Source organism: Hymenobacter citatus (genome assembly GCF_014333615.1).
GTDB lineage: Bacteria > Bacteroidota > Bacteroidia > Cytophagales > Hymenobacteraceae > Hymenobacter > Hymenobacter citatus.
On the sequence record NZ_JACSCY010000006.1, the window covers coordinates 202,847 to 229,266 of the forward strand.

Genomic DNA, 26,420 nt, shown 5'->3' on the forward strand with positions numbered 1-26,420 from the left:
GTATGCGTCTCTACACCGGGTAGACGACTCACTCAATGCACACAAATAGTCGCCACTTTCCTTTATAAAATTCTGATAATCAATACGCTTCTATGCCCCGCATTCTTTACGCTATCCAGGGAACCGGCAATGGTCATTTGAGCCGGGCCCTGGATATCGTGCCGTTGTTGCAGCAGCGCGCCAGCCACCTCGATGTGCTGGTGAGCGGACCGGCTACTGATATTTCTCTCCCCTTTCCTGTGCAGTACCGCTGCCACGGCATGGGGTTTATCTTTGGTAAAAAAGGCGGTATCAACTTCGCCAAAACGTTCTGGCAGCTGAACTCGGCGGCCTTCGTGCGCGAGATACGCTCGTTGCCACTGGATAAATATGATCTGATTATCAGCGACTTCGAACCGGTGTCGGCGTGGGCGTGCCGGCTGCACCACCGGCCGTGCGTGGCCCTCAGCCACCAGAGCGCCGTGCTGCACCCGGCCGCGCCCCGCCCCAAGCGCCCCGATCCGGTGGGTAGGGCGGTGCTGCGCCACTACGCGCCCGCTACGGCGCACTTCGGCTTTCATTTTGAAGCGTATGCGCCCGGCATTCACACGCCCGTTATCCGGCAGCAGGTGCGCGAGCTGGTACCCGAGCAGCGGGAGCACTACACAGTGTATCTGCCTGCTTTTGAGGAAGAACTGTTGGTGAACCGGCTGCGCTACCTGAGCCGGACGGTGCGCTGGGAGGTGTTTTCGAAGCACAGCACCCAAGAGTCGGAGCACGGCAACGTGCGCGTGCGCCCCGTGAGCGGCGCGGCCTTCACCCAGAGCATGGCGCACAGCGCGGGCGTGCTCTGCGGCGCTGGCTTCGAGACGCCCGCCGAGGCCTTGTACCTGGGCAAGAAGCTGCTGGTAGTGCCCATGAAAAACCAGTACGAGCAGGCCTGTAACGCCGCCGCGCTGGCAAAAATGGGCGTGCCAGTGGTCAAAAACCTCAAAGACAAGCACCTTGACGCGCTCGACCACTGGCTGGCCCAGGGCCGCGCCATTCCCGTGCACTACCCCGACGAAACCAGTCAGATTCTGGATACTGTGCTGCGGGAGCACGTCCCCGAGCCTACGCCCACTATCTTCATATAATACTGACACTTGGCTGAGTTGTCGCCCGCCGGTCCGACGCCGTAGGCGTCCGACCGGTATCGTGCAACGGGCTGCGTGCTGATGCCTTCCATTTACCCACGTGGCGCAGCCGACCGCAACGATACCGGTCGGACGCCTACGGCGTCGGACCGGCGGGCGACACCCCAGCCATCCTCATATTATTCTGTTCATGAGTACCCTACCCGCCGCTTTCTTTCCGTCTATTACCCCGCCGCTCTACTCCCGCCCCGATTTTGGGCCGGATTTCCGGTGGGGCGTGTCGACGGCGGCCTACCAGATAGAAGGCAGCTGGGATGCCGAGGGCAAGGGCTGGAGCATCTGGGACGCGTTTGTGCGCGGCCGCCGCGCCATCAAAGGCCGCGAAACCGCCGATGTGGCCTGCGACTTTTACCAGCGCTGGTCTACCGATCTGGACATGATGCAGCAGCTGGGCATTCCCGATTTTCGGTTTTCGGCGGCGTGGTCGCGGGTGCTGCCGGCCGGCACCGGCCCCGTCAATCCCAAAGGCCTGGATTTTTACGACCGGCTGGTGGATGGCTGCCTGACCCGCGGCATCACGCCCTGGCTCACGGTGTATCACTGGGATTTGCCGCTGGCCTTGCAGCAGCAGGGCGGCTGGACCAACCGCGCCGTGGTGGGCTGGCTGGCCGACTACGCGCAGGTACTGGCCCGCCGTCTCGGCGACCGGGTGCAGCACTGGATGGTGCTCAACGAGCCGATGGTGTTTACCGGGGCGGGGCATTTGCTGGGTATTCATGCGCCGGGTAGGCGCAGCCTTGGGGCGTTTCTGGCCGCTACCCACCACGCCACGCTGGCCCAGGCCGAGGGGGGTAGGGCGCTGCGGGCCGCGTTGCCAGCTTCGGCCCAGATTGGCACTACCTTCTCGTGCTCCTATCTCACGCCCTGGCGCGTAGGCCTTCCCCGCGACGAGCGGGCCACCCGCCGCGCCGATGCCATTCTGAACCGCCTGTTTGTGGAGCCTACCCTGGGGCTGGGCTACCCCACCGCCGAGGCCCCGCTGCTCAACCGCATCAACCGCTACATGCAGCCCGGCGACGAGGACCGCCTCCTCTTCGCCTTCGATTTCTGGGGTGTCCAGAACTACACCCGCGAGGTGGTGCGCCACTCGCCCTACGTGCCGCTCCTGTGGGCCAACCTGGTAGGGGCCGCTAGGCGCGGCGTGCCCTACACGCAAATGGGCTGGGAGGTGTTTCCCGAAAGCCTCTACCACATGCTCCGGCAGTTCAGCGCGTATGCGCACGCACCGCGCCTGCTAGTCACCGAAAACGGCGCGGCCTTTCCCGATGTCGTCACTCCCGACAATCGGGTGCACGACGTAGCCCGCCAGGCCTACCTGCACGCCTGCATTGGGCAGGTGCTGCGGGCGCGGCGCGAGGGCGTGCCCGTAGACGGCTACTTCGCGTGGTCTTTCACTGATAATTTTGAGTGGGCCGAAGGCTACGAGCCACGCTTCGGGCTGGTGCACATCGATTATGCTACCCAGCAGCGTATTATCAAGGATTCGGGGTGGTGGTATCAGCAGCTGCTGGCGGGCGAAACGATGCGTACCGCTCCTGCTTTCAGCAGCGCCGCGGAGCAGCAGTCTATCTATTGAGTCGTCGTCACGCCCAAGGCAGTAGATGTCATTCTAAGCCTGTCGAGGCGGCCTGCGTGCCTTGGCTGCTTCAGTTTTCTGAAGAATAACGACCTGATCATCAACCAGCAAAAGGCTGCTTACTGCCGTCACTATGGCTTGCCACGAACTACGCCGAGGTGCTGGGTGCAGAACGTGGCCGTGAAGGTGGTGCCCACGCCGGGGGTGCTGCTGACGGCGATGGTAGCGCCCCCGTTTTCAATCAGGCGCTTTATCATGTAGAGGCCCACGCCCGTGCCCTCCACGTGCGTGTGCAGGCGCTGAAACACCTGAAACAAGCGCCCCTGCTGGACCTCATCCAACCCCAGCCCGTTGTCCTGCACGCTCAGCGTCACGGTGTTTGGGTGCGGCGCGGCGCGCACCCAAACCTGAGTCGCCCGGTCCGGCGCGCGGTATTTGACGGCGTTGGAGAGCAGGTTGTAGACGATAGAGCGCAGATTGGCCGGCACAAAGCCTACCCTGAGGCCCGCCGGTATGGCCACTTGCACCGTGGCCCCCGCCGCCTGGATTTCGGGCGCTAAGTCGTGGATGACGGATTCGAGCACGGCGGCCAGGTCCAGCTGCTCGACAAGCCCCTGCTGACTTTGTTGCAGGCGCACCAGGTCGGTGAGTTGGGTAATGGTGTTGCGGAAGCGGTGCACCGTGTCATCGAGCAAAGTCAGCAGGTGAGCAACCAACTCGCCTTGCCGCACCTCAATCGGCAAAACGTCGCCCAGAGCCAGCAGCAGCCCCTCGATGTTGGTGATGGGAGATTTCAGGTCGTGCGAGGCCGTGTAGATGAACGTGTCCAGATCGGCGTTGGTGCGGGTCAGGTGGGTGTTGCTCTCGCGCAACTCCTCGTTGGTGGTGGTCAGCACTTCATTGAGGGCCGCCAACTCCTGATTGAGACGTTGCACCTGATGGCGGGCGTGCACTTGCTCGCTCACGTCGGTCACTACGCAGGCCAGGCGCGTGATCTGGCCCGCCTCGTCCCGCAGGGGTTGGAGCACGAACGTGCAGTGGGTTACTTCATCCGGTCCGTGGTAGGGTAGCTTCGCGGCGAATTCCTCCAGCACCAAGGGCTTGCCCTGCTCCCAGGCCTGCTGCAACAGCGCGGGTAGGCCCAGGCCAACGAGTTCGGTCATCACCTCGAAGTAGGGCCGTCCGAGCAGCTCGGACGGGGCACGCCCAAGAAATCTGGCCATGCGCGGGTTCACTAGCTCAACGATGTGCGACGGCCCACGCGTCACCCAAATAGCCGTTGGGGCCTGTTCAAAAACGGTTTCTATCAGGCGTTCTTGCACGGCACGCACCCACTCAGCCCGCACCTGCTCCGTCACGTCTACTACGTGGTGAATGACGTAGCGCACCGCGCCGTCTGGCCCAAGTACGGGGGTATTGACGGGCTGCCAGTAGCGCTCCACAAAGTGGCCCGGCTGGTGGGGGTCGGGCACATCGTAGTGCTGGCGGGCCATTTGGTGCGGCTGCCGGGTTGCCAGCACCTCCTGCAACGAAGCGCGCAGCCGGACAACAGCTTGGGCCTCGGGTGCGGCCGGATTGTCTGGAAAAGCCTCAAACAAGTACTGCCCCAACAGCTGTGCGCGGGTAGTAAGCGTGGCCGCCAGGTAGGCGTCGCTGACAGCCTCAATCAATAGCGCAGGCGACAGCACCAGGTAAGCGCCCGGCAATGCCTGAAAGATGAGGGTCATATCCGCAGCAAGGGACATAGACGAGCAGGTTGATAGGGGCGCGGGGAGTGTCTTATCTGGTAAAGATAGAACAATCCACAGTCCTCACTGCCAACAACTTTCGGGGGCGCTAGCGCCGCAGCAACCGTCCTTGCAAAAGCAGTGCACAACGCAGCGGGTTCCGAAACGTAGCAGGTAACCTGCGTTTCGGAACCCGCTGTGAGATGTATCCGCATTAAAAAGGCCGGACCTGTTTCTGAATGAGAATCAGAAACAGGTCTAGTTATTAATACCCAGGATTCTGCTTCAACTGGCCGTTCAAGGTCAGCTCCGTGGTTGGGATGGGGTAGATGCGGCGGTAGGTATCAGCGTTGGTTTTCATGCCCTGACCCCACACCGTTTCCCACTTACCGAAGCGGATCAGGTCGTTGCGGCGCCAGCCTTCCCAGGCCATCTCGCGGCTGCGCTCTTCGAATAAGGCGTTCAGGTCCACGGTGGGTAGGGCGGGCACCTGGGCGCGGGTGCGGATCTGGTTCACCAGATCTTTGGCCGTAGCGCCGTCGGGGTCCTGGCCGCCGCGCAGGAGGGCTTCGGCTTTCATCAGCAGCACGTCGGCGTAGCGCAGCAGCACCAGGTCGTTGCCTTGGTCGCGGGAGGTGGAGGACTTATCGGGGTAGTATTTGATGTTGCGCGTGCCCTGGGCCTTGCCCAGCTCGTCGTTGCCCACATCGAACTTGGCCGCGTCGCGGAACGTGAGGCGGTCCGACAGCTCCAGGTGGTAGCTGATGGCCGTGTTGCCATCGGCGCCGGTGTAGCGCGAGTCGAGGCCCTTTTTGGTGGTAGCAATGAGGATGGGCGTGCGGCCGTCGCTCAGGTACTGCTTGCCGGCCAGCCACTGCTGGTTGCGGGTGTCGGTGGGCTCTTTGTAGAGGGCGTAGAACTCGGGCCAGGTCAGGCTGGCGTTGCTGGGCGTGAAGAGCAGGCCGAACTTGTCCCGCATTTGCTGGTGCAGGGCAAAGCGCGACATCATGTTGCCCTGAGCCAGGTTGGCATCAAACGGCACGGCAAAGATGATTTCTGTTACCTGCGGGCCGTTTTCCACCGCAAATACATCCAGATAATTCGCGGCCAGGCTGTGCTTCTTGCTTTTGATGATAGTATTGCAGGCGGCAATAGCCTCGGTGTAGCGCGGCTGCCCGATATACACTTCCGCATTCAGATAAAGCTTGGCTAGCAACGCCTGGGCCGTGCTCTGGGTAGGCCGCCCGTAGGTCTGAGCCGATACGGTAGCCGAAAGGTTGGGCAGGGCCGCCTTCAGCTCACTTTCGATGTAGGCAAATACCTCTTGGCGGGTGGCGTTGGTGGGCTGCTCGGTGCTGCCAAACTCCGGCACCAGCGGAATGTTGCCGTACGAGTCCATCATCTGGTAGTAGTACAGGGCGCGCATGGTGCGCAGCTCGGCCATAAACTGCGCCTTGAACTCCCCATCGGCCGTGTTCTGAAACAGCGCCAGGGTGCGGTTGCAGGTGCTGATACCGCTGAAACCCCAGTCCCAGGCCGTGCGCACAAACTCGTTTTGCGGGTTCCAGGTGTGCAGGCTCAGCTGCTGGTAGCGGGCGCCATCGTAGTAGTTGCCGTTGCGGGCCACAATCACGGCCTCGTCGGTACTGAGTTCCTGGAGGTTCCAGTATGCCTTGGCCACTTCGCCGCGCATCTGGCTGTACACCGGCCCCGAGGCGGCAATAAACTGCTCAGGCGTGGTGAGAAAGTTACTGGGCGTGTACTCCGATTCGATGGGCGCATCGAGGTCCGTGCAGCCGGCCGAGAGCAGCAGGGCCGCCAGGGCGCCGGCCAGGGGTAGACGTATGATTTTCGTAGTCATAGGTAGTCGATGGTTGTGTGGACCCCACCCCCGGCCCCTCCCCTCCGGGAGAGGGGTGCCAGACGAAAGGTGAATGGTGAAGCTGTGAGCAGTGAATGATTCACTTTTCACTCTTCACAACTTCACCCCTAGAACGCACCCCTCTCCCGGAGGGGAGGGGCCGGGGGTGGGGTGCCGCTTAAAATTCCAGGTTCACGCCCAGCACGTAGGAGCGGGTTTTGGGGTAGAAGTTGTTGTTGTCGAGGCCGGGGGTGAGGCCGCCCAGGTTCATCTCGGGGTCGATGCCGCGGTACTTGGTGAGGGTGAACAGGTTCTGGGTGGTGAGGTACACGCGCGCGCGCTTCACGTACTCGTTTTTGATGGGCAGATTGTAGCCCAGCGTGGCGTTGTCGAGGCGCAGGTAGGCGCCGCTTTCCAGGTAGCGGTCGGAGTAGTAGTTGGCGCGGTTGTCGTTGTAGGGCTCGTTCAGGGAGAAAACCGGCAGATTATTGGCCGTGGATTGAGCCGGAATGTTCTGGTTGGCCAGCGTGGCGTTCAGGATTTTATTGCCCGTCACCCCGCGCAGGAAGAAGTTGAGGTCCAGGCGTTTCCAGCTCACGGTGTTGCTCACGCCGTAGAGCAGCGTGGGCTGGGCGTTGCCCTGGTAGCGGTAGTCGGCCAGGGTAGGCGAGCCGGTGGTGGTACCGTCGGCCTTGTAGAACAGCGACAGGCCATTCTCGTCGCGCCCTGCGTATTCCGGCAAAAAGAACTGCCCGATGGGGTAGCCCGTTTTCACGATTTGCGTGGAAATGCCGCTCTGGCCCGAGCCGCCGGGGTAGGCCGTGTACACTTGGTCGAGGCGGAACTGGTCGTTGGCCAGCTTCTCTACCTTGTTCACGTTGTGGGCTAGGTTTCCGCTCACGTTCCACTGAAAGTCAGCGGTTTGCACCGGCGTGGCGTTCAACGTCAGCTCTACCCCGCGGTTACTGATTTCGCCCACGTTGGCGTACAGCGTGTTCACGAAGTACTGCGTCGTCGAGACGGGGTAGTTCCAGATCAGGTCGGAGGTGCGCTTGTCGTACACCTCCACCGTGCCGCTGAAGCGGTTGCCGAGCAGGCCGAAATCCAGGCCCACGTTCAGCATGGCCGTCGATTCCCACTTCAGATCGGGGTTGGGGTTCTGCGTGGGGCCGATGGCCTTGATGAAGCTGCCATTATAATAGAAGGTGCCCACGCTGCTGTAGCGCTGGGTGGCAATCAACGGGTCGAAGCCCAGGGAGTTGCCCGTGATGCCGTAGCCCACGCGCAATTTCAGCTCCGTGAGCTTGCTCTGGCCTGCCAGGAAGTCTTCGCGGGTGATATTCCAGGCCAGCGAGGCCGCCGGGAACGTACCCCAACGGTTGTTCACCCCAAACGCCGACGACCCATCGCGCCGTACCGACACTTGCAGAAAGTAGCGGTCCAAGAGGCCGTAGTTCACGCGGGAGTACAGCGAAATCAGGCGCAGAGTAGAGATGCCCAGGCTGTAGCCGGCAATAGCCGCGTCGTAGTTGGGCGTCACGCCGTTGGGATTACCCAGGCCTAAGTTGTTGTAGCCCAGCTGGTCCGACACAAAGCCGCGGGTGTCCGTCTGGAAACCGTCGCCGTTTTTGTCTTCCTGCCAGGAATAGCCCACCAGCAGTTTTAGGTCGTGGGTGGCGTTGTTCAGCGGGTTGTAGGTCAGGTAGTTCTCCAGAATTTTGCGGGTGTTTTCCAGGCTGTAGCGCCGGGCCAGGCCCTTGGCGGCCAGGCCGGTCACGTTGTTGGCGTTCGGCACCGGCGACTCCCGGCTCTGGTAGGCCCCGCCCTTCACCGACTCATTCTGCATGCTCAGGCTGAGCGTGTTGGTGAGGTTGGGTAGGATGGTGAGCTGGGCGCTGGCGTTGCCGAGCAAGGTGTTGATTTTGCGCTCCTCGCTGTTCTGGTTCAGCAGCGCCACCGGGTTGTAGTACTGCGTGCGGGTCAGGTTTTCCTTGTAGGTGCCGTCGGGGTTTTGAATGTTGGTGGTGGGCAAATGGTTGAACATGTTGCGGTACACCAGGTCCGAAATCAGGTGCTGCGTGAGCAGGGAGTTGGTCAGCGTGAAGCGCAGTTGCAGCTTGTCTTTCAGCGTTTTCTGATCGAGGTTGATCTTGCCGATGATCCGCTCACTGTCGGAGGTCTTCATCACGCCCTGGCGCTTGAAGTAGTTGACGCTGGCGTTGAAGGCCGACTTCTCGGAGCCGCCGCCGTAGCTGATGGTGTGGTTGTGGCTGATGCCGGTGCGCATCACCTCCTTTTGCCAGTCGGTGTTGGTGCCCTCGTCGTTGTCGGCGGGGCTGAGGCTCTTGCCGTTGGCCTCCAGGTAGTTGCGCAGCTGGTCGCCGCTCAGCATGTCGATGGTATTCGACACCTGCTCTACCCCCACGTAGCCGCTGTAGGTCACAGCCGCGCTGGGCTTCTGCCGCCGCGTGGTGATGATGATAACACCGTTGGCGGCCCGCGCCCCGTAAATGGCGGTGGCCGAAGCATCTTTCAGCACATCAATGCTCACAATATCGTCGGGCGCCACTAGGTTGATGCTGGCCGCCGGTACGCCGTCAATCACGTAGAACGGCTCCTGCGCCTGCCCCGTCCGCAACGACGACGCCCCGCGCAGCACCACCGCAGGCGTGGCGTTCGGGTCGCCGCTGCGGGTGATGTTCAAGCCGGCCACCTTGCCTTGCAGCACCTGGTCGGGGGTAGCCACCACGCCGCGGTTGAACTCGCGCGGCTCCACGTTGGTGATGGAGCTGGTCACCTCGCCCTTTTTCACCGCGCCGTAGCCAATCACCACCACGTCGTTGAGCAGCTTGTTGTCCTCGGCCAGCGCCACGTCGATGCTGGTTTGCTCGCCCACCGTCACTTCCTTGACCACGTAGCCCATAAAGGAAAAGACCAGCGTGGTGGCTTCCTCGGGCACTACCAGGGCGTAGCGGCCCTCGGCGTCGGTCACGGTGCCGGTGGAGGTACCCTTGGCCATCACCGTCACGCCGGGTAGGGCCGTGCCCGAGCGCGCATCCGTGATTCGGCCTTTCACCTCCCGCGCCGCTTTGCGCGGGGCGCGGGGCTCGGGCGGGGCCGTGTCGGGTGTCAGAATGATAACGCCCTGATTTTCTTCCAGGTGCAGGGGCGTGCGGCGCGTCATCTGCCGGATGATGTCGCCTACCTTGGCTGCCCGGAACTCGGCCGCTTCTACGCGGGCTTGCTGCACGTCGCGGGCTTCATACACAATGTTGACGCCGGTTTCGCGCTGAAGACGCTGCAACGCCGTGGCCAACGACCCCGCCGGCACGGCGAAGTAGGCCACTTCGGCATTGGCTTTCTGGGCAAACCCCAGGTAGGGTAGCGTGGTGGTAGCCCCCAGAAGGGCGCCCGTGAGCAGCAGCCGGCGGCCGCGCTGTCGGCAGTACGTTAAGAAGTCGAGGTGTAGCATAAAGGGTCGGTTTTGGGCAAAGCGTGGCCCGGCAGGCGGTTTGCCTGAGGGGGTGAAAAGCAGGAAAATGGAGTGCTACTGCGGCCCTACTCTACCCGGTAGGTAGTGGCCGAAACTTTGGTGATGCGCAGGTGGTGGCGTTGCAACAGCACGTTGAGCACGTCGGTAATCTGGTCGGCGGAGAGCTTCGAATCAAGTGTACCCGAGAAGGCAATGGCCGGCACCTCGGGCCGCACCTGAAACTGAACGGGGTAGTAGTTTTCCAGCAGCAGTAGAATTTCGGGCAAGGAAGCTTGCGCAAACGTCAGCAGCTGACTGGCAGGCAGGGCGTCGGTGTATTCGTTGTGGGTGAGCGTATATTTCTGATTATGCGATGTATAGACAAGCTGATCGTGCGGATACAGCACGCCCAGCACGGTATCCTGTCGGGCCACCTGCACCCGGCCGGTGCGCACCAGCACAGTGGTAGCCGGGAGCTGGGGGTAGGCCTTCACCAGGAAAGATGTGCCCAGCACCTTCACCGCCACTTTGCCCGTGCGCACCACAAAAGGCTGCCGTGGATTTTTAGTGACGGCGAAAAACGCTTCGCCGCACAGTTGCACGGCGCGCACGGCCCCAAAGCGGGTCGCGCACGTCAGCTCCGAGCGTGGCCGCAGCCACACGTGGCTGCTATCGGGAAGCACGATTTCGCGCTGCTCCCCTACCCCCGTGGCGTAGTGCAGCTCGCCTGGCAACGAGCGCCACCACGCCACAGCGCCCAGCAGCAACAGCGGCACCAGCACCGCCGCCATCCGCAGGGCCGGCCACAGCGGACGAACCCGCGCCACCGGTTGCGTCCGGGCATGGATTCCCGCCAGAATCCGGGCCCGCCGCGCCGCGTCTGCTTCCTCGTTGATGAGCGCGTCATCATCAGGGGTAGCGGCCACCAGCGCATCCAACCATTGCTCCCGTTGCTGCTCGGCGTGGTGCGAAGTGAGGCGGCTTCGCAGGTAGCGTTGCAGACGGGCAGGCAAACGGCGGAAGCGAGAATGTGAGGGCTTCATGATAGAGTTGCACAAGCCCGCGGCAGTAACCATCCGCTAGGCTTGATGTAACGAAAGCTTAATATTCGGGGAGGGATACCTCACCCCTGGGAGCGGGGGAGCCTAATGGGCAGCAACGATTATATAAGAAACTGTCTGTGTTACTTACTGCACGGTGTAGAGACGCATACTTGCGTCTCGTCGTTGAACTATTTCGTGCATATGGTGCAGACAACAAGACGCAAATATGCGTCTCTACACCGTTTCGGCTACCTTTTTAGCTAAACCAAACAGCTCCGGAACTACCGGTATTTCTTGTTGGATTTAGAACTCAGTACCTCCACAATAGGCTGGCCGGTGCAGGCGCTGGGTAGCTTGCTGCCCACCAGCAGGGCAGCGGTGGGGGCAATGTCGGTGATGGAGTGGGGCTCGTAGCTGATGCCGGGCGCGATGCCGGCGCCGAACCACAGCAGAGGCACGTGACTGTCGTAGAGGTAGCCCGAGCCGTGGGTGGCCCCTACCCCCAGCTCCCAGGTCCAGCCGGGTTCCAGCTCGAAGCGTACGTCGCCAAAACGCTTGTAGTAGAGGCCGTTTTGCAGTTTGGTTTCCAGGAAAGCACCGGTGCTGCTGGTGAGTAGCTGCGTGGTGGTATTCACTTGGGCAATACCGTCCTGGTCGCGGAGGTAGTCGGCCAGCAGGTTTTGCACGCGGGCCAGCTCCAGCTTGCGGCTGGCAATCAGCGGGCGGTTGAGGTAGTACATGTTGTTGCGCTCCGCCTCAATCCACTGGCCTGGCCCTAGCTGCTGGGTGAGGTAGTCGGCTGCGCCCTGGTTGAGGGTGGCGTGGTGCTGGGCGCCACTGGGCGCGTGGTGCTGGGCCAGGTACTTGGGCACTTCACTGGCGCCGTGGTCGGCGGTCAGGAAGATAGTGTAGTTGCCCTTGCCCACGGTTTTGTCGAGGGCTTGCAACAGGCGCGCAATTTCCAGGTCGAGGCGCAGGTAGAGGTCGTTTTCTTCCTTGGAAAGCGGCCCGAAGGTGTGGCCCACGGCATCGGGGCTGGAGTAGCTGATGGCCAGCAGGTCAGGCACATCGTCGCGGCCCAGGTCGGTGTTGGCGAGGGCCGCCAGGGCTAGGTCCGTGAGCAGGTTGTCGCCGAAGGGCGAGACGTTGACCGCCTCGTAGGCCGGCGGATTTTGCGGGGCCAGCTTGCCCAGCTCGTAGGGAAAGGTAGCGGCGATTTTACCCTTGAATATTTTCTCGTAGGCGTTGGAATCGGCCACGCTGTTGAGGTAGGCCTCGGGGCCGCGCAGGGGCGTCCAGGTTTGCTGGCGGTAGTAGTCGGCCTTTTTCTGGGCGTTGAAGTCGGCTACCCATTTGGGCAGCGTGGGCATGTAGTAGGTGCTGGAAATGAAGTCGCCGGTGTTGATATCAAACCAAAACGCCCCATCGGCCATGTGCCCGGCCGGCAGCGCCGACGCCCGGTCTTTCAACGACAGCGCAATGACCTTGCTGCGGCCGTTGGACACCATTTTCATTTCGTCGCCCAGGGTGGTGCTCACCTGGTTGCGGGCCGATACGCCCATGCTCCGGGTGGTAGTGCCCACCAGCTGCACGGTGGAGTCGTCGGTGCAATACACGTCGTGGCGCAGGCGTCGGTCGTACCAGGAGTTGCCCACAATGCCGTGGTAGCGCGGCGTGGTGCCCGTGTATACCGAGGAGTGGCCGGGGCCTGTCACCGTCGGGATGTAGTTGTAGTGGGTGTTGCGGCACTGAAACCCCTCGCGCAGCAAGCGCTTGAAGCCGTCGTTGCCCATCTGGTCGAGGTAGCGGGGCAGGTAGTCGGCCCGCATCTGGTCGACCATGATACCCACTACTAATTTGGGCTTTTTGGGGCTTTGGGCGAGCAAAGCAGGGGCGCTACCCAACAGGAGCGCAGAAAGAACTAGTTTTCGGAACATACACAGGATGAGGCGCTAGCGCGTGGTAAATCGTGCGAGCACCAAAGCAGGGAAAAAAAAACGCGCAACACGACTGCTGCGGCTGGTAGGCGGCGGGCTGCTTGCTTTCCCGGCCGGGGCGGCCGCCTACATCTATCAGTTGCAGTGCGCGGCTTTTTCAACCATCGCCTACCCTCGATTTAACGAAGAGGTAACATGGGCTGCTTCGCTGCGTGCCTGCTACTTGGTCGGATAGTCGCCTGCCGGTCGGACGCCTACGGCGTCGGACCGGTATCGTGGAACGAGAGGCGTGCTGACGCTTGCTACTACCTACCCTACCCCACACGGTGCGAACATCCGCAACGATACCGGTCGGACGCCTACGGCGTCGGACCGGCAGGCGACGGCAGACAACTATTCTTAGCTCAGCAGCTTCACCAGAAAAGGCGAAAGCTTGTGCAGGGCGCTGTTCATCTGGTTGCGCACGGTTTGCTCGGACGTGGCGAAGCGCTCGGCAATTTCCCTCACCGAGAAGTCGTGGACCATCCCCAGCAGAAACACCTCCTTCTCTTTGGGCGGCAGCGCCTGGGCCCGCGCCTGCACGGCGGCTAGTGTATCGTGACTTACAAGGTGCTTCAGGGTCAGCTCGGTAGCGGCTTCCTGGGTAGCGCCGAAGTGCTGCAAGTGGCGGCTGCGGATGTCGGCGTCGCGGAAGCGGGTGAGAATTTTCTTACGCAGCGCCCCCAGCAGGTAGCCCTGGGCGTTGGTCTGCACGTGCAGCTGGGCGCGGTTGGCCCACAGGTCGCAGAACAGCTCCTGGGTGACGTCCTCGGCGTCGGGGGCGTGGCGCAGCACCTTATGGGCGTACCGGTACAGCTCCCGCCAGTGCGCTTCGAATAGCTGCTCGAAGGCCTGGTAGTCGTCGGTGCGGATTCGTTCCAGTAGCTCAAGTAGGGTGTCAGTAGCCACAGCGCATTCTTTGCGCCAAAGGTAGAAGGCTAGGCGTGCGATAAGCGAGGTGATGCGCAGATATCACACAGGCTTTACCGCCCGGTAACACGACCGTAACACAGCCAAAAGAGGGCGCTAGGGCCGATAATCGTTGGTAACAATTACTTGATAACGGCGAAATATATACGACACAACACGGGCCTTCCTTTGTGCCGTCCGAAGACTTCCCGGAGCTGCTCCGCCGCGAATAGCCACCGCACAGCCGCTTACGCCCTACGCAGCCCTCAATTGATAAAGCATTAATAAACAGACTCATCCGACTACACCGACCCGAATCTTGCCGGTGGTTTTCGCTGATTTGCTTGCTCTGCGCGCGGCTACGTTTCGGGGGTCTTTTTGTTTCCGCCACTTCTCTACTGCCTCTATGCCAAAACACGTACAGCTACGACCACACCGAGCCGCGGGCAAGCGGACGGTTGTAACGCTTGTTGCCCTGAGTCTAACGGGTTCGGCCGTGGCCGCCCGGCCCCTACCCTCCTCGCACGGCCAGCCCGTAGCAAAGGCGCTTCCGGCGCTGGTTGCTACCCCAGTTACGGGCCGCATCACCGACAAAGCTGGCCAGCCCATCCCCGGCGTGACCGTACTAGTGAAGGGCACCAACACCGGCACCACCACCGACCCCGACGGCCGCTTTCAGCTGACCGTGGACGACCCCGCGCAGGCGGTGCTGGTGGTGTCGTTCATCGGCTACGAAAAGCAGGAGCTGCGCGTGGCCGACCAAACGGACTTCGCCATCACGCTCTCCGATGCCACTACCGGCCTCGATGAGGTAGTGGTGATTGGCTACGGCACGGCCAAGCGCGAGAACGTGACGACGGCCATTGCCACCCTCCCCAACCCCGAGAAGCAGGCCAACCGCCCTATTTCCACAGTGCAGGACATGCTGCAAGGCAACGTGGCCGGCGTGACGGTGCTGCAAAACGGCGGCGACCCCTCGGCTACGGCGCGGGTGGTGATTCGCGGGGCGGGCACCTTCAACAGCGAGAACCCCCTGTACGTGGTGGACGGCATGCCCTACTACGGCGGGCCGATTAATCCCAACGACATTGCCAGCCTCACGGTGCTGAAGGATGCCGCCGCCGCGGCTATTTACGGGGCGCAGGCGGCTTCGGGCGTCATCGTCATCACCACCAAGAGCGGCAAGGCCGGCGTGCCCCGCGTGACGGTGGATACTTACCAGGGCTGGCAGTCGGCCTACAAGCTGCCGCACGCGTTGAACGCGGCCGAGCAGGCCGCCGCCTACAACCAGGCCGCCGACAACGCCGGGGTAGGCCGCCCCGCCGCCCACGACCCCGCCAAGAACCCCTGGGGCCAGATCACGCGCACCGACTGGATAGACGAGATTTTCCGCACGGGCAGCATCTACAACCTGAACGCCACCGTGAGCGGGGGCAACGAGCGGGGCCGTTTCCTGACCTCTTTCGGCTATTTTGACCGCGAAGGGCTGCTGCGCAACACCAACCTGAAGCGCTACACGCTGCGCCTGAAATCGGACTACGACATCAGCCCGAAGATTACGGTGGGCCAGAACGTGTACATCAACCAGCGCGAAGCCCGCGGCACCAACACCAGCAACAGCTACTCGGGTAGCATCATCAACGCCATTTACATGCCCTCGGCAGCACCCGTGCGCAACGAGGACGGCACGTTTGGGGGCGTTACGCCGATGGCGCCGGCCCCGGAGTTTGCCTTTGCCGGTGCCTACGGCGACGTGTACAACCCGGTGGCGCTGCTGGAGCGGCCTACCGTGAACAGCCCGCTGCTGAATCTGAACGGCATTGGCTATGTGGAATATAACCCGCTGAATAACCTGAAATTCCGCAGCAGCTTCAGCCTGGATTTGCAGCGCGAGTCCTACAAGCGCTTCGACCCGCGCATTCCGGAGCCGGGCCGTACCAACACCATGAACTACCTGACCCAGAGCCAGGGCGACCGTCGCCGGTGGATTTGGGACAACCAGGTGAGCTACCAGAAGGCCCTGGGCAAGCACCTCTTCGACCTCACAGCCGTGTACTCGGCTCAGCGCACCAACTACGAGTACTTCTGGGTGCAGGGGCAGAACTTCGACCGCGAGGACGACTGGTACCAGTACATCGGCAACGCCAAGGAGTTTGTGCAGCGCCCTACCAGCGACGTGTGGCAGGACGCCCTGACCTCGGCCATCGGCCGCCTCACCTACAGCTACGATGACCGGTACTTCCTGTCGGGTAGCGTGCGCCGCGACCAGACCTCGCGCCTCTCGCGCTACAATTCCGACTATTTTCCGGCTATTTCCGGGGCCTGGAAAATCTCGTCGGAGTCGTTTTTCCACGTGGCGCCCATTCAAACGCTGAAGCTGCGCGGCTCGTGGGGGCAGATTGGCAATATTCAGTCGGTGGCCTACTACGCCTACAACGTGCCGCTCGTGACGGGGCAGTCCTACCTGGGCAGCACGCCGGCCTACTACGCGGGCTACTATATTAATAAGCAGTCGAACCCCAACCTGAAATGGGAGCGGTCCGAAACGTTTGACGTGGGCCTGGACCTGGGCATGCTGGATAACCGCCTGACCATCACCGCCGACTATTTCCAGAAATACACCCGCGGCCTGATCTTCGCCGTGGCCCCCAACACCAGCGCCGGGGTAGGCGAAGGCGCTACCTCCAACGTGGGCACCGTGCTGAACAAAGGCGTGGAGCTGGGCTTGGGCTACAACGACCAGGTAGGCGAGTTCCGCTACCAGGTGAACGGCAACATTGCTACCCTGAAAAACCGCGTGCAGGACCTCGACGGCTACGGCGCCGACTTCATCCAGCACGGCGACAACGTGCGCAGCCAGCTCTACCCTTACCGCTCGACGCCGGGGCAGCCGCTGTACTCCTACTACCTGATTCCCAGCGAAGGCCTGTTCCAGTCGGCGCAGGAGGTGGCGGCCTACACCAACGGCGAGGGCAAGCTGATTCAGCCCAACGCCAAGCCCGGCGACCTGAAGTTCCGCGACACGAACGGCGACGGCCGCATCGACGACAATGACCGGGTGTACAAGGGCAACGCCATGCCCAAGCTCACCTACGGCCTTACGCTGGGCGGGCAGTGGAAAGGCTTCGACCTGAGCATGTTCTGGCAGGGCGTGAGCGGCGTGAAGCTGTTCAACGCCTATAAGTTCTCGACCTACAACGCCGGCTTGCAGGGCTACAACCTGGATAGCCGCGTGCTGAACGCCTGGACGCCGGAGAACACCGATACCGACATCCCGCGCCTCTCCACCAACGACGCCAACCAGAACTTCAGCCGCGTGTCGGACTGGTACCTGGAAAACGGCAACTACCTGCGCCTGAAAAACCTGACCATCGGCTACACCCTACCCGCCGCCCTCACGGACCGCGTGCGCACCGGCGCCAGCCTGCGCTTCTACGCCACCGCCGAAAACCTGGTGACCTTCACCAAGTATTCCGGCCTCGACCCCGAGGTAGGCGGCATCGGCCTCGACGTGGGCACCTACCCCCTGCCCCGCACCTTTACTATTGGGTTGAATTTGGGGATTTAAGCAGACGTAGCACCCCACCCCCCGGCCCCCTCCCCTCCGGAGAGGGGGAGCCGAACGATTGGGGACGCAAGTAGAACGCACCGCGCCGCCGTGGCTCCCCCTCTCCCGGAGGGGAGGGGGCCGGGGGGTGGGGTCCACCGAAAGAACAAACTCCCATGAAACGCACATACGCTACCCTTCTCTTCACCTCCCTGCTCCTCGGTGCTGCTACCGGCTGCCAGGACGACTTCACCGACCTGACGCCCCAGGGCACCATCACGGACGCCAACTTCTGGCAGACCGACGCCGACGCGGTGGCCGCTTCCAACGCCCTCTACACCTACATGAGCAATGACGACATGTTTGGGCGCGGGTTTTTCTGGCTGATCAACGCCTCCGACGACATGGTGACCGGCCGCGTGCGGGCCACTGCCGCCAACGTGCGCAACTTCACGGCCACCGGCAACGAGGGCGACACCAACAAGATGTACGGCTACTCCTACCGCGTGATTCGCCGCTGCAACGAGATTCTGAAGAACGTGCCCGGCATGAGCATCAGCGAAAACCTGAAAAACCGGGCGCTGGGCGAGGCCTACTTCATGCGGGCCTTCACCTACTTCCACATTGCCACCCGCTACGGCGACCAGCGCGCCGGCGTGCCCATCGTGACGGTGGACAACATGGACCAGAACGCCTTCCCGCGCCCCGCTAGCGTGGTGGAAAACTACCAGCTGATGGAGCAGGATTTCAAGAAAGCCGCCGAGCTGCTGCCGCTGGTCACCACCTATTCCGGTGCCGATTTGGGTAGGGCGCACAAGGATGCGGCCCTGGCCTACCTCACCAAAACCTATGTATTTTGGGCGCAGTACGATAAGAGCAAGTGGGCCGAAGCCGAGAAGGCTGCCGATGCCGTAGCCAATTCCGGCTCGGGTAGGGCGCTGCTGAACACGGGCCAGCCGCAGCAGGACTTCCACAGCGTGTTCACCATCCCCAACAACTGGACTTCGGAGTACATCTGGTCGGTGGTGTCGGGCAAACAGGACGGCAGCATTCTGCCGGGCGTGCTGCTCGAAAACAAAGGCTGGGGCCAGTACAACGGCTGGGGCTACTTTCAGCCTACCTTGGAGCTGTACCAGGAGTTCGAGGCCAATGACCCGCGCCTGAAGGCGACCATCCTCACCTTCGGCGACGAGTTTACCTACCTGGGCGCCACCAAGCGCTACTCGTCTACCAACTCGCTCACGGGCTTCCAGTTCAGCAAGTACATGCAGCCCTACGAAACGCCCATCGCGGCCCACCTGAACGCCAACGGCGACAAGCCCACCACCGACCTGAACGTGCCGCTGATGCGTTACGCCGAGGTGCTGCTCTTGAAAGCTGAAGCCCAGATTATGCAGGGCAAGAGCGGCGACGCGGCCCTGAACGCCGTGCGCCGCCGCGCCGGCCTGGCTCCCAAAACCGGCGCCACCCTCGCCGACCTCAAACACGAGCGCCGCGTAGAGCTGGCCGGCGAGTTTGCCGACCGCCACGCCGACCTGGTGCGCTGGGGCGACGCCCAGGCCGCCTACGCCAAGCCCCAGCACGGCCGCGCCTACGCCGACCAGTCGAACCCCGCCTCTACCTACCGAGTGGTAGAAGTGTGGCCCGCCCGCACCTTCAACCCCACCGTGCACCACGTGTGGCCCATCCCCCCCACCGATTTGGCCAACTCTGGCATCGCTCAGAATCAGGGCTGGTAGCTACATGCCCAAACGGTATAAAGTAGAGACGCATACTTGCGTCTCGTCGTTGAACGTCCACCGTCTGAATCGTTCAACGATGAGACGCAAGTATGCGTCTCTACACCGTTCAAACCTCATACAGTACATGATCAAAACCATTGCTTCTGCCGTCCTCACGGCCTTATTGCTCACCACGGCCGCCCACGCCCAAACGCCGCGCTTCCAACCCGCTCTGTCCCTGGAGCAGGGTCACTCCCACAACGACTACTGGCGTCCGCATCCGCTGTTCGACGCTTTGCAGCTCGGTTTCAAAAGCGTGGAGGCCGATGTCTTTCTGATTGACAGCACCTTGCAGGTAGGCCACGAACGCGCCGCCCTGCGCCCCGACCGAACCCTGCAAAGCCTCTACCTCGACCCGCTACGCCAGCTCAACGGCCAGTATTACACCAAGCCCGCCGAGCTGTGGCTGTACGTCGATTTCAAGAACGATGGCCCCGCCACCTACGCCCGGCTGAAACAGGTGCTCGGCCGCTACCGCGAGCTGCTGTCTACGCCCCAGCAGCCCCGCCCCGGCGGCGTGCGCGTGATGCTCACCGGCGGCTACCCCCGTCAGCAGGTTCTCGCCGAGCCCGATCGGCTGGTGTTCCTGGATGGGCAGCTCACCGATTTGCAGCCGGAGCTGGCCGCCGCTATTCCGGCCGTCAACGCCGATTGGCAGAAGACCTTTCGCTGGGACGGGGTAGGCCAGATGCCCGCCGCCGAAGCCACCCGCCTGCGCCAGCTCAACGACCAGGCCGTGCGCACCAGCCAGAAAGTACGCTTCTGGGACTTGCCCGCCGCCACCGCCGCCCAGCGCCAGGCCGTGTGGCAAGAGCTGCTGCGCTACCCCGCCCTGCTGGTAGGCGCCGATGAGCTAAGCGAGCTAAAGCAGGTAATTGACGCGCAGCGCAACGCCACCTCGCGCAAGTAGAGACACAGCATCTTGTGTTTCTGCCCGATACGCCCCTTCCGAAATACCTCTAACAATCCCATGCGTTCTTTCCGTTACCTCCTGCTAATCAGTAGCCTTGGCCTGTCTGCCTGCGCGTCTTCCCAACCCGCTACCCCCGACCGTAGTGCGGTGATTGAGGCCATCAAGCATACGCCTGATGTGCGGCCGGTAGAGGTGCCGCTCTACAAGCGCGAGTACCAGTCGCCCGGCGCCTACCCCGTACCTGACTTGGTACCCTACGCCGGCCCGAAAAAACCCATCAAGAACATCATTCTGATGATTGGCGACGGCATGGGGCCGGCCCAGGTAACGGGCGGCTTGCTGGCCAACCGGGGCCGCCTGTTCATGCAGCAAGCACAGACTACGGGCCTGAGCATCACCCAGAACCAGTACGGTAAGATTACCGATTCGGCGGCTAGTGCCACGGCTATGGCTACCGGCCACAAAACCCGCAACGCCGCCATCGGCATGGACTCACTGGGGCATGAGTTTCGCTCTATTATGTGGGATGCGCGGGAGCACGGCAAATCCACCGGCGTGGTGGTGGCCTGCGAGCTGACCGACGCCACGCCCGCCTGCTTCGCCGTGACCCACCCCGACCGCAACGACCAGGAAGCCATTGCCTTGAAGTACCTCGCCGCGCCTATCGACTTTATGTATGCCGGCGGGCTGCGCGCCTTCACCCAGCGCCAGGACCACGCCGACCTGCTGCCGCAGTGGCGCCAAAAAGGCTATCAGGTAGTTACGAAGCCCGGCGAGGTAGCCAGCATTACCGGCCCCAAGGCCATAGCCCTACTCGCCGAAAACGGCCCGCCCGCCGTGGCCGAGCGCACGGCCGCTTATATAAACCAAGGCGTAGATAAGGCTTTGGAAGTGCTCAGTAAGAACAAAAACGGCTTCTTCCTGATGATTGAAGGCTCGCAGATCGACGATGCCGGCCACTTCAACAACGCCACCCAAAACGTGCAGGAGGTGCTGGACTTTGACCAGCAGGTGGGTAAGGCCTTCCGGTTTGCAGCCGCCAACGGCGAAACCCTGGTTATCGTAACGGCCGACCACGAAACGGGCGGCTACAGTATTATGGGCGGCAGCGCCCCCAGCGGCAAAATAGCGGCCAACTTTGCGACCAATAAGCATTCCGCTGTAATGGTGCCCGTGTTTGCTTATGGGGTAGGCAGTGAATTATTTACGGGCATGTATGAGAATACGGAAATTTATTATCGTATCAAAAAAGCATTGAATTGGAATAGCGCCGATAATAATTAAATGTAAACCAGAACGTCATGCTGAGCTTGCCGAAGCATCTCGCGTGCTGACGAAAGATAGTATCTAGCATCAGCACGCGAGATGCTTCGGCAAGCTCAGCATGGCGTTTTAACTATTTATCAAATTATTATGATTATCAAAAAATACTTAGTGGTTAAATAATATATAAATGCAAAAGGTTGAGAAAAGTAAAATAGATATTTGCTCAAGCTCTATTCTATTCATCTTTCCACTACTTACGCATGAAACGCTCTACTACCTTCCTTTCCGCGGTGGCCGGCGCCACCTTATTTCTTTCTTCCTGCAACAAGCTGGAAGATGTGCAGCCGGTTGCCGACGCTACCACCCAATCGGCCGTGGCCTACTCCCTCCACAACTGGATGGGCGCCGTGGACGCCAACGTGTCGTTGTCGCAGCTGAGCATCCCCGGCACCCACGACTCGGGTGCCCGGTTTGAGCCGGTGTCTGGCACGGCCAAGTGCCAGACGCTCACCATTGGGGAGCAGCTCGCGGCTGGGGTGCGCTTCCTGGATATCCGCTGCCGCCACATCGACAATAGCTTTGCCATTCACCACGGCGCTATCTACCAAAACCTGAACTTCGACGACGTGCGCGCCGCCTGTCTGGCCTTCTTGCAGGCCAACCCCACGGAGTGTATCATTATGTCTATCAAGGAGGAACACACGCCCAGCAACAACACCCGCACCTTCGAGCAAACGCTGAACACCTACCTGCAACAGAACCCCGACAAGTGGTATCTGAGCGCCACTGTGCCTACCCTGGGGCAGGTGCGCGGCAAGATTGTGCTGCTCCGTCGCTTCGCCGCTGCTACCACCCCCAAGGGCATCGATGCTACCGCCTGGGCCGATAACACCACTTTCAGCATCAGCAACGGACAGGCCCAGCTGAAGGTGCAGGACCAGTACAAAGTGCCCGACAACGCAGCCAAGTGGACGGCTATGACGCAATTATTCGGCGAGGCCAAGACCGCCGCGCCCGGTCGCCTTTACCTCAACTACGCTAGCGGCTACAAGCCCGGTCTGTTCGGCATTCCCAATATCAACACGGTTGCCAACGATATCAACCCGCGTATTTCCACTTTTTTCAGCACGCAAACCACTGGCCACTTCGGCATCATTCCGATGGACTTTGCCGAAGCCAGCCGAAATAATTTAATTGTTAAGACTAACTTTTAACAGAATTTTAAAAGCGCGCTACACGTATATAGTTTATACGTGTAGCGCGCTTTTATCATTTCATTATCACGAATAAGCTAATTAATTAAAATTCATTTCAGAATAAAAGGCCATGCAAAACATTTTATTTCCATCCTGCCCACTTACACCTACAGATAATCCCGCAGCCGTTGTGCCTCCTGCTCAGCCAGCTACTACCCGTCGGCTGTTGGGCATTTCCATGGCGCTGCAGCTTAGCGGGGCACCCGCGCCTACCGCTGCCACTCGCATTCTGCTGGCCCGCTACGTGGCTGGCCAACTTTCGCTGACTGACATCTTGCCCGAGCTCTGGTAGGCAAGGTAGTGCTACTGGTGTTCTACCCTGCTGCTGGCTTAGGTGCCAAGCGAGAAGTCGAACACCACGCGGGAGCCATCGGGCGCAATGGCCAGCACCTGAATGATGCCGTTCTGGGCCGATAGCAGTGCTTGGTCTATATCCTGCGGACTATCAATGGCTTGCCCATTGATAAAGGCAATGATGGTACCGCTAGGAATGCCTACCTGATCGAAGAATCCACCGCGCCGCACCTCCTGCACCAGCACGCCCGCTTGCAGATTTAGCTGCTGCTTAATGGCAGCTGGCACGGGGGCAAAGCTGGCCCCGAGCTTGTTGTAGATCTTTTCCAGGCTGGCGTTGCCCCTGGCCGTGGCGGTTGCCTCCTCACCCTTGAGGGTGGCCGAGGTAGTGCGGCGCTGCTTGTTGCGCAGGTATGTGAGCTTCACCTCATCGCCGGGCCGATGCCGGGCAATCCGCTCCGAAAACTCTGCCGACGAATTCAGCTGTACCCCATCAATGCTTTGAATGATGTCGCCCTCTTGCAGGCCGGCCGCCGCCGCTGCGCTGTTTTCTAGCACCCCAGTGATGTACACGCCTTTCACCACGCCCGGCTGCAAGCCCTGCTGCTGTAGATACTGAGCCTCCACGGCCGGCGAGGGGTAGGAAACGCCCAATAGCCCACGCTTCACGGTGCCATACTTGCGCAAGTCGCCCAGGATTTTCCGGGCCAGGTTCACGGGGATGGCAAATGCGTAGCCGGCGTAGCTGCCGGTTTGGGAGGCAATGGCCGAGTTGATGCCAATCAGCTCACCGTCGGTGTTTACCAGCGCACCGCCGCTGTTGCCGGGGTTGATGGCCGCATCAGTCTGAATAAACGACTCGATGCCGGTATTGCCCGCGGGGGCCGCGTAGCCACGCTGGCTGGGCCGGTTGATAATGCCGATGCTGCGAGCCTTGGCACTCACAATGCCGGCCGTAACGGTGGTATTCAGCGAGAAGGGGTAGCCCACGGCCACCACCCACTCCCCTACCTGCACCTTATCGGAGTTGCCCAGCCGGATGCTGGGTAGGCTATCGGCTTCTATCTTGAGCAGGGCCAGATCGGTGTTGGGGTCGCGGCCAACGAGCTTGGCCGGAAACTGTCGGTTATCGGGCAGAATGACTTCAATCTGCGAGGCGTTTTCGACTACGTGGTTGTTGGTGGCGATATAGCCATTGCCCGTAATCAGCACCCCCGAGCCGGAAGCCATGGCCGACCCACGCCCCGCGGGCGAATCGTAGCCCTGCCCATACCCGGCAGCGTAGTTGCCCGAGGCGCCGTACGTGGTTTTGATGTGCACTACCGCCGGCGTGGCGGCTTTGGAGGCTTTCACAAAGTTGCCGATACTCCCCGAAGCGCCGGTGGCAGGCGTCTCCGTCGGAACAGCAGTTTGCACGGTGTCATCGGCAAAAAAGGCCGTGTGCTCGTCAGAGCTCCTACCCTGTTCTGGTTCTGGTCTGCTGGTGCAACTCACGCTAACTAGTTGCAGCAAACACAAGCCATCAAATAGCAAGCGCATGGTCGGTATTCTCATGAGGGTAGGGCTGTATGGAAGTCAGGCTCGAGCGCCGGAAGGCAAGTAGCTACTCTAACGAAATTCACGCAGCCAGGATTTGCTGCTGGGGTACGCATCCACAGAAGGTACAAAGAGCACTACCATATATACAGACCAACGCACCTTGCGCCAGCACAAAGCGCACAAAAGTCACTGTGGCTGATCTTCTCTTCCCACAGCATTACGACAATAACAGACTAATAAGTAAATACTTATACCATGTATCGAAGCCATTATACAGCAGCTAACTCATTACTAGCTGGACTGTTATAGGAGGTATTATAAGAACATTATTCCAAGTTATATCTCCTAAAAGCATTGAAACAGACGTATTCACATTCATCAATATAATACAATTAATACTTGATTTATAGACACTTATCTAGGTACCAACATTAATTTTATATGAAATGCCCTATTTATTCTATCATCTCTGCAACCTATTAACATGAATCAAGTATATGGACACAGACAATGAGACAATATGATTTATCATAGATCCTGTTCTAAAATATGATGTGATAGTCATATTTTTTTCAGAATAAAGTATATTTGCCTCATTGTTAGTGATTCATCCCGCAGTCCCTCCGACCTTACCTTTCCATACCACCCAGGATTGCTCCAGTTGCCAACCTTTCATTTTAATGTATGGAACGTTACACTTACTACAGTAACTCACAAAGGCTTATTTTACCAATTGTCGATAGCCTCATTATTTTCGGCGTTTTCCGCCTCACCGCGCACCAGTTGCTGGGTACCTGGCAGTTTGATGGGTACTACTCACTGTTTTTCGCAGTATTCGCGCTGCTGTGGTGGATCATCTCGGGCCAGTACGCAAATATCTATCGCGTAGACCGACTGATTTCCTACCCCGAAAAGCTGCGCAACCTGCTGCTGGCTTTCATGATCCATGCGGCCGTGCTGATGTCAGGCGCCTTGGTGTTGAAGGTGTACTGGCTGCCCATGCCCTACCTGCTGGCCATGTATGGTGCCATGATGGCGGGCATTGTGGCAGGCCGTTTTCTGCTGGCCTTCCTGCGGCGCACCTATCAACAGCACTTTGCCCGGCCACACAGCCGCTTCGTGATGGCGGGCACCAGCAGCAGCGCCCGGCAGCTCCAAGAGTTCTTGTCGTTGCACGACCCAATAGGCAACCAGTTCATGGGCTTTTTCACCGATGATGAGGTGCCGCAGGGCATGGAGCACATGATGCGCGGTGGCATCGATCAGCTGAAAGACTTCTGCAAGCAAAATCAAATTGACGAAATTTATTTCGCCATGCCGCTGGACCAGCGTGAGCTAGTGCAGGACCTGTCAGGCTTTGCCGACGACCACTTCATTTCCTTCCGCATCATCCCGGATTTTCAGGGTACCATGCGCCAGGACATCAACGTGTACTACTACAACCACCTGCCCATTCTCACGGTGCGGCAGCATCCGCTGGGTTTCCGACCCAATCAGCTGATGAAGCGGGCCTTTGATATTGCTTTCTCGGGCATGGTGATTCTGTTCATCTTCCCCATCATTATGCCGATTCTGGCGCTTATCATCAAGCTGGATTCGAAGGGCCCTGTGTTCTTCAAGCAGATGCGGCCCGGTAAGCGTAACCAACTATTCCCCTGCTACAAGCTGCGCACCATGCGCACAGATATGGTGGTGGAGCTACAGGCTACAAAGGGTGATGCTCGCATTACCCGCGTGGGTCGGTTCCTGCGCAAGAGCAGCCTCGACGAGATACCGCAGTTCTTCAACGTACTGCTGGGCCACATGTCGGTGGTAGGACCGCGCCCCAACATGGTGTCGCAGCTGGAAGAGTATTCCAAGCAGATCCGCACCTATCCAATGCGTCATACCGTAACGCCGGGCATCACGGGGTATGCCCAGGTGAATGGCTACCGCGGCGAAACCCGTGCCGATGGCGCCATGGAAAAGCGTGTGGAATATGATCTGAAATACGTAGAAAACTGGTCGTTCCTGCTCGATCTGAAGATTATTGGCAAGACGGTTTGGAACATGGTACACGGCGAAGAAAACGCCTACTAGCTCCTG

16 protein-coding genes are annotated in these 26,420 nt (G+C 60.5%); 9 read left to right on the forward strand and 7 right to left on the reverse strand.

What is annotated here, in order from left to right:
* The first annotated feature begins 92 nt into the window (after positions 1 to 92).
* Together H8B15_RS10440 and H8B15_RS10445 are read left to right on the forward strand one after the other, a co-directional pair.
* Positions 93 to 1,115 carry a glycosyltransferase family protein gene (locus tag H8B15_RS10440; protein ID WP_187319625.1) on the forward strand — a complete coding sequence of 341 codons (1,023 nt, stop codon included), beginning with the start codon at positions 93 to 95 and terminating at the stop codon, positions 1,113 to 1,115.
* 190 nt (positions 1,116 to 1,305) lie between these two features.
* Entirely contained in the window at positions 1,306 to 2,751 is a 1,446-nt protein-coding gene (locus H8B15_RS10445; RefSeq protein WP_187319626.1) for a GH1 family beta-glucosidase, read from the forward strand.
* A gap of 131 nt (positions 2,752 to 2,882) precedes the next feature.
* Here the strand turns inward: H8B15_RS10445 and H8B15_RS10450 are convergent, their stop codons facing one another.
* The 6 genes from H8B15_RS10450 to H8B15_RS10475 all read right to left on the reverse strand — a co-directional run bounded on the left by H8B15_RS10450 (position 2,883) and on the right by H8B15_RS10475 (position 13,739).
* Complete coding sequence (locus H8B15_RS10450; protein WP_187319627.1) at positions 2,883 to 4,496, reverse strand: sensor histidine kinase; 1,614 nt, start codon at positions 4,494 to 4,496, stop codon at positions 2,883 to 2,885.
* A gap of 247 nt (positions 4,497 to 4,743) precedes the next feature.
* A complete protein-coding gene (locus H8B15_RS10455; protein ID WP_187319628.1) occupies positions 4,744 to 6,339 on the reverse strand; it encodes a RagB/SusD family nutrient uptake outer membrane protein in 1,596 nt (531 codons plus the stop codon).
* A gap of 178 nt (positions 6,340 to 6,517) precedes the next feature.
* Positions 6,518 to 9,811 (reverse strand): SusC/RagA family TonB-linked outer membrane protein, encoded by a 3,294-nt coding sequence (locus tag H8B15_RS10460; RefSeq protein WP_187319629.1) that lies wholly within the window; start codon positions 9,809 to 9,811, stop codon positions 6,518 to 6,520.
* Between the two features lie 86 nt (positions 9,812 to 9,897).
* Positions 9,898 to 10,854, reverse strand: coding sequence for a FecR family protein (locus H8B15_RS10465; protein ID WP_187319630.1), 957 nt, complete (start codon positions 10,852 to 10,854; stop codon positions 9,898 to 9,900).
* Positions 10,855 to 11,135: 281 nt separating this feature from the next.
* Positions 11,136 to 12,791, reverse strand: a complete 1,656-nt coding sequence (pafA, locus tag H8B15_RS10470) for an alkaline phosphatase PafA (protein WP_187319631.1) — start codon at positions 12,789 to 12,791, stop codon at positions 11,136 to 11,138.
* Between the two features lie 399 nt (positions 12,792 to 13,190).
* Entirely contained in the window at positions 13,191 to 13,739 is a 549-nt protein-coding gene (locus H8B15_RS10475; protein WP_187319632.1) for a sigma-70 family RNA polymerase sigma factor, read from the reverse strand.
* 406 nt (positions 13,740 to 14,145) lie between these two features.
* Between H8B15_RS10475 and H8B15_RS10480 the strand changes: the two genes are divergently transcribed.
* The 6 genes from H8B15_RS10480 to H8B15_RS10505 all read left to right on the forward strand — a co-directional run bounded on the left by H8B15_RS10480 (position 14,146) and on the right by H8B15_RS10505 (position 22,794).
* Positions 14,146 to 17,307 carry a SusC/RagA family TonB-linked outer membrane protein gene (locus tag H8B15_RS10480; protein WP_187319633.1) on the forward strand — a complete coding sequence of 1,054 codons (3,162 nt, stop codon included), beginning with the start codon at positions 14,146 to 14,148 and terminating at the stop codon, positions 17,305 to 17,307.
* Positions 17,308 to 17,462: 155 nt separating this feature from the next.
* Positions 17,463 to 19,025 (forward strand): RagB/SusD family nutrient uptake outer membrane protein, encoded by a 1,563-nt coding sequence (locus H8B15_RS10485; RefSeq protein WP_187319634.1) that lies wholly within the window; start codon positions 17,463 to 17,465, stop codon positions 19,023 to 19,025.
* A 127-nt stretch (positions 19,026 to 19,152) separates the two neighbouring features.
* Positions 19,153 to 19,977, forward strand: coding sequence for a PI-PLC domain-containing protein (locus H8B15_RS10490; RefSeq protein WP_187319635.1), 825 nt, complete (start codon positions 19,153 to 19,155; stop codon positions 19,975 to 19,977).
* A gap of 60 nt (positions 19,978 to 20,037) precedes the next feature.
* Positions 20,038 to 21,264, forward strand: a complete 1,227-nt coding sequence (locus tag H8B15_RS10495) for an alkaline phosphatase (RefSeq protein ID WP_187319636.1) — start codon at positions 20,038 to 20,040, stop codon at positions 21,262 to 21,264.
* Positions 21,265 to 21,506: 242 nt separating this feature from the next.
* A complete protein-coding gene (locus tag H8B15_RS10500) occupies positions 21,507 to 22,460 on the forward strand; it encodes a phosphatidylinositol-specific phospholipase C (RefSeq protein WP_187319637.1) in 954 nt (317 codons plus the stop codon).
* A 172-nt stretch (positions 22,461 to 22,632) separates the two neighbouring features.
* The gene (locus tag H8B15_RS10505; protein ID WP_187319638.1) at positions 22,633 to 22,794 is read left to right on the forward strand and encodes a hypothetical protein; all 162 of its coding nucleotides are present in this window, start codon (positions 22,633 to 22,635) and stop codon (positions 22,792 to 22,794) included.
* Between the two features lie 38 nt (positions 22,795 to 22,832).
* Here the strand turns inward: H8B15_RS10505 and H8B15_RS10510 are convergent, their stop codons facing one another.
* Positions 22,833 to 24,350, reverse strand: a complete 1,518-nt coding sequence (locus H8B15_RS10510; RefSeq protein WP_216859127.1) for a trypsin-like peptidase domain-containing protein — start codon at positions 24,348 to 24,350, stop codon at positions 22,833 to 22,835.
* Positions 24,351 to 25,019: 669 nt separating this feature from the next.
* Here H8B15_RS10510 and H8B15_RS10515 point away from each other — a divergent pair.
* Positions 25,020 to 26,414 carry an exopolysaccharide biosynthesis polyprenyl glycosylphosphotransferase gene (locus H8B15_RS10515; protein WP_187319639.1) on the forward strand — a complete coding sequence of 465 codons (1,395 nt, stop codon included), beginning with the start codon at positions 25,020 to 25,022 and terminating at the stop codon, positions 26,412 to 26,414.
* Positions 26,415 to 26,420 lie beyond the last annotated feature (6 nt).

Excerpts from the sequence above, each read along its gene's own strand:
- H8B15_RS10460 (WP_187319629.1), bottom strand. The coding sequence starts at position 9,811 with ATGCTACACCTCGACTTCTTAACGTACTGCCGACAGCGCGGCCGCCGG.
- H8B15_RS10485 (WP_187319634.1), top strand. The coding sequence starts at position 17,463 with ATGAAACGCACATACGCTACCCTTCTCTTCACCTCCCTGCTCCTCGGT.
- H8B15_RS10465 (WP_187319630.1), bottom strand. The coding sequence starts at position 10,854 with ATGAAGCCCTCACATTCTCGCTTCCGCCGTTTGCCTGCCCGTCTGCAA.
- H8B15_RS10510 (WP_216859127.1), bottom strand. The coding sequence starts at position 24,350 with ATGAGAATACCGACCATGCGCTTGCTATTTGATGGCTTGTGTTTGCTG.
- H8B15_RS10500 (WP_187319637.1), top strand. The coding sequence starts at position 21,507 with ATGAAACGCTCTACTACCTTCCTTTCCGCGGTGGCCGGCGCCACCTTA.
- H8B15_RS10450 (WP_187319627.1), bottom strand. The coding sequence starts at position 4,496 with ATGTCCCTTGCTGCGGATATGACCCTCATCTTTCAGGCATTGCCGGGC.
- H8B15_RS10445 (WP_187319626.1), top strand. The coding sequence starts at position 1,306 with ATGAGTACCCTACCCGCCGCTTTCTTTCCGTCTATTACCCCGCCGCTC.
- H8B15_RS10495 (WP_187319636.1), top strand. The coding sequence starts at position 20,038 with ATGCGTTCTTTCCGTTACCTCCTGCTAATCAGTAGCCTTGGCCTGTCT.
- H8B15_RS10480 (WP_187319633.1), top strand. The coding sequence starts at position 14,146 with ATGCCAAAACACGTACAGCTACGACCACACCGAGCCGCGGGCAAGCGG.
- H8B15_RS10455 (WP_187319628.1), bottom strand. The coding sequence starts at position 6,339 with ATGACTACGAAAATCATACGTCTACCCCTGGCCGGCGCCCTGGCGGCC.
- H8B15_RS10440 (WP_187319625.1), top strand. The coding sequence starts at position 93 with ATGCCCCGCATTCTTTACGCTATCCAGGGAACCGGCAATGGTCATTTG.
- pafA (WP_187319631.1), bottom strand. The coding sequence starts at position 12,791 with ATGTTCCGAAAACTAGTTCTTTCTGCGCTCCTGTTGGGTAGCGCCCCT.
- H8B15_RS10515 (WP_187319639.1), top strand. The coding sequence starts at position 25,020 with ATGGAACGTTACACTTACTACAGTAACTCACAAAGGCTTATTTTACCA.
- H8B15_RS10490 (WP_187319635.1), top strand. The coding sequence starts at position 19,153 with ATGATCAAAACCATTGCTTCTGCCGTCCTCACGGCCTTATTGCTCACC.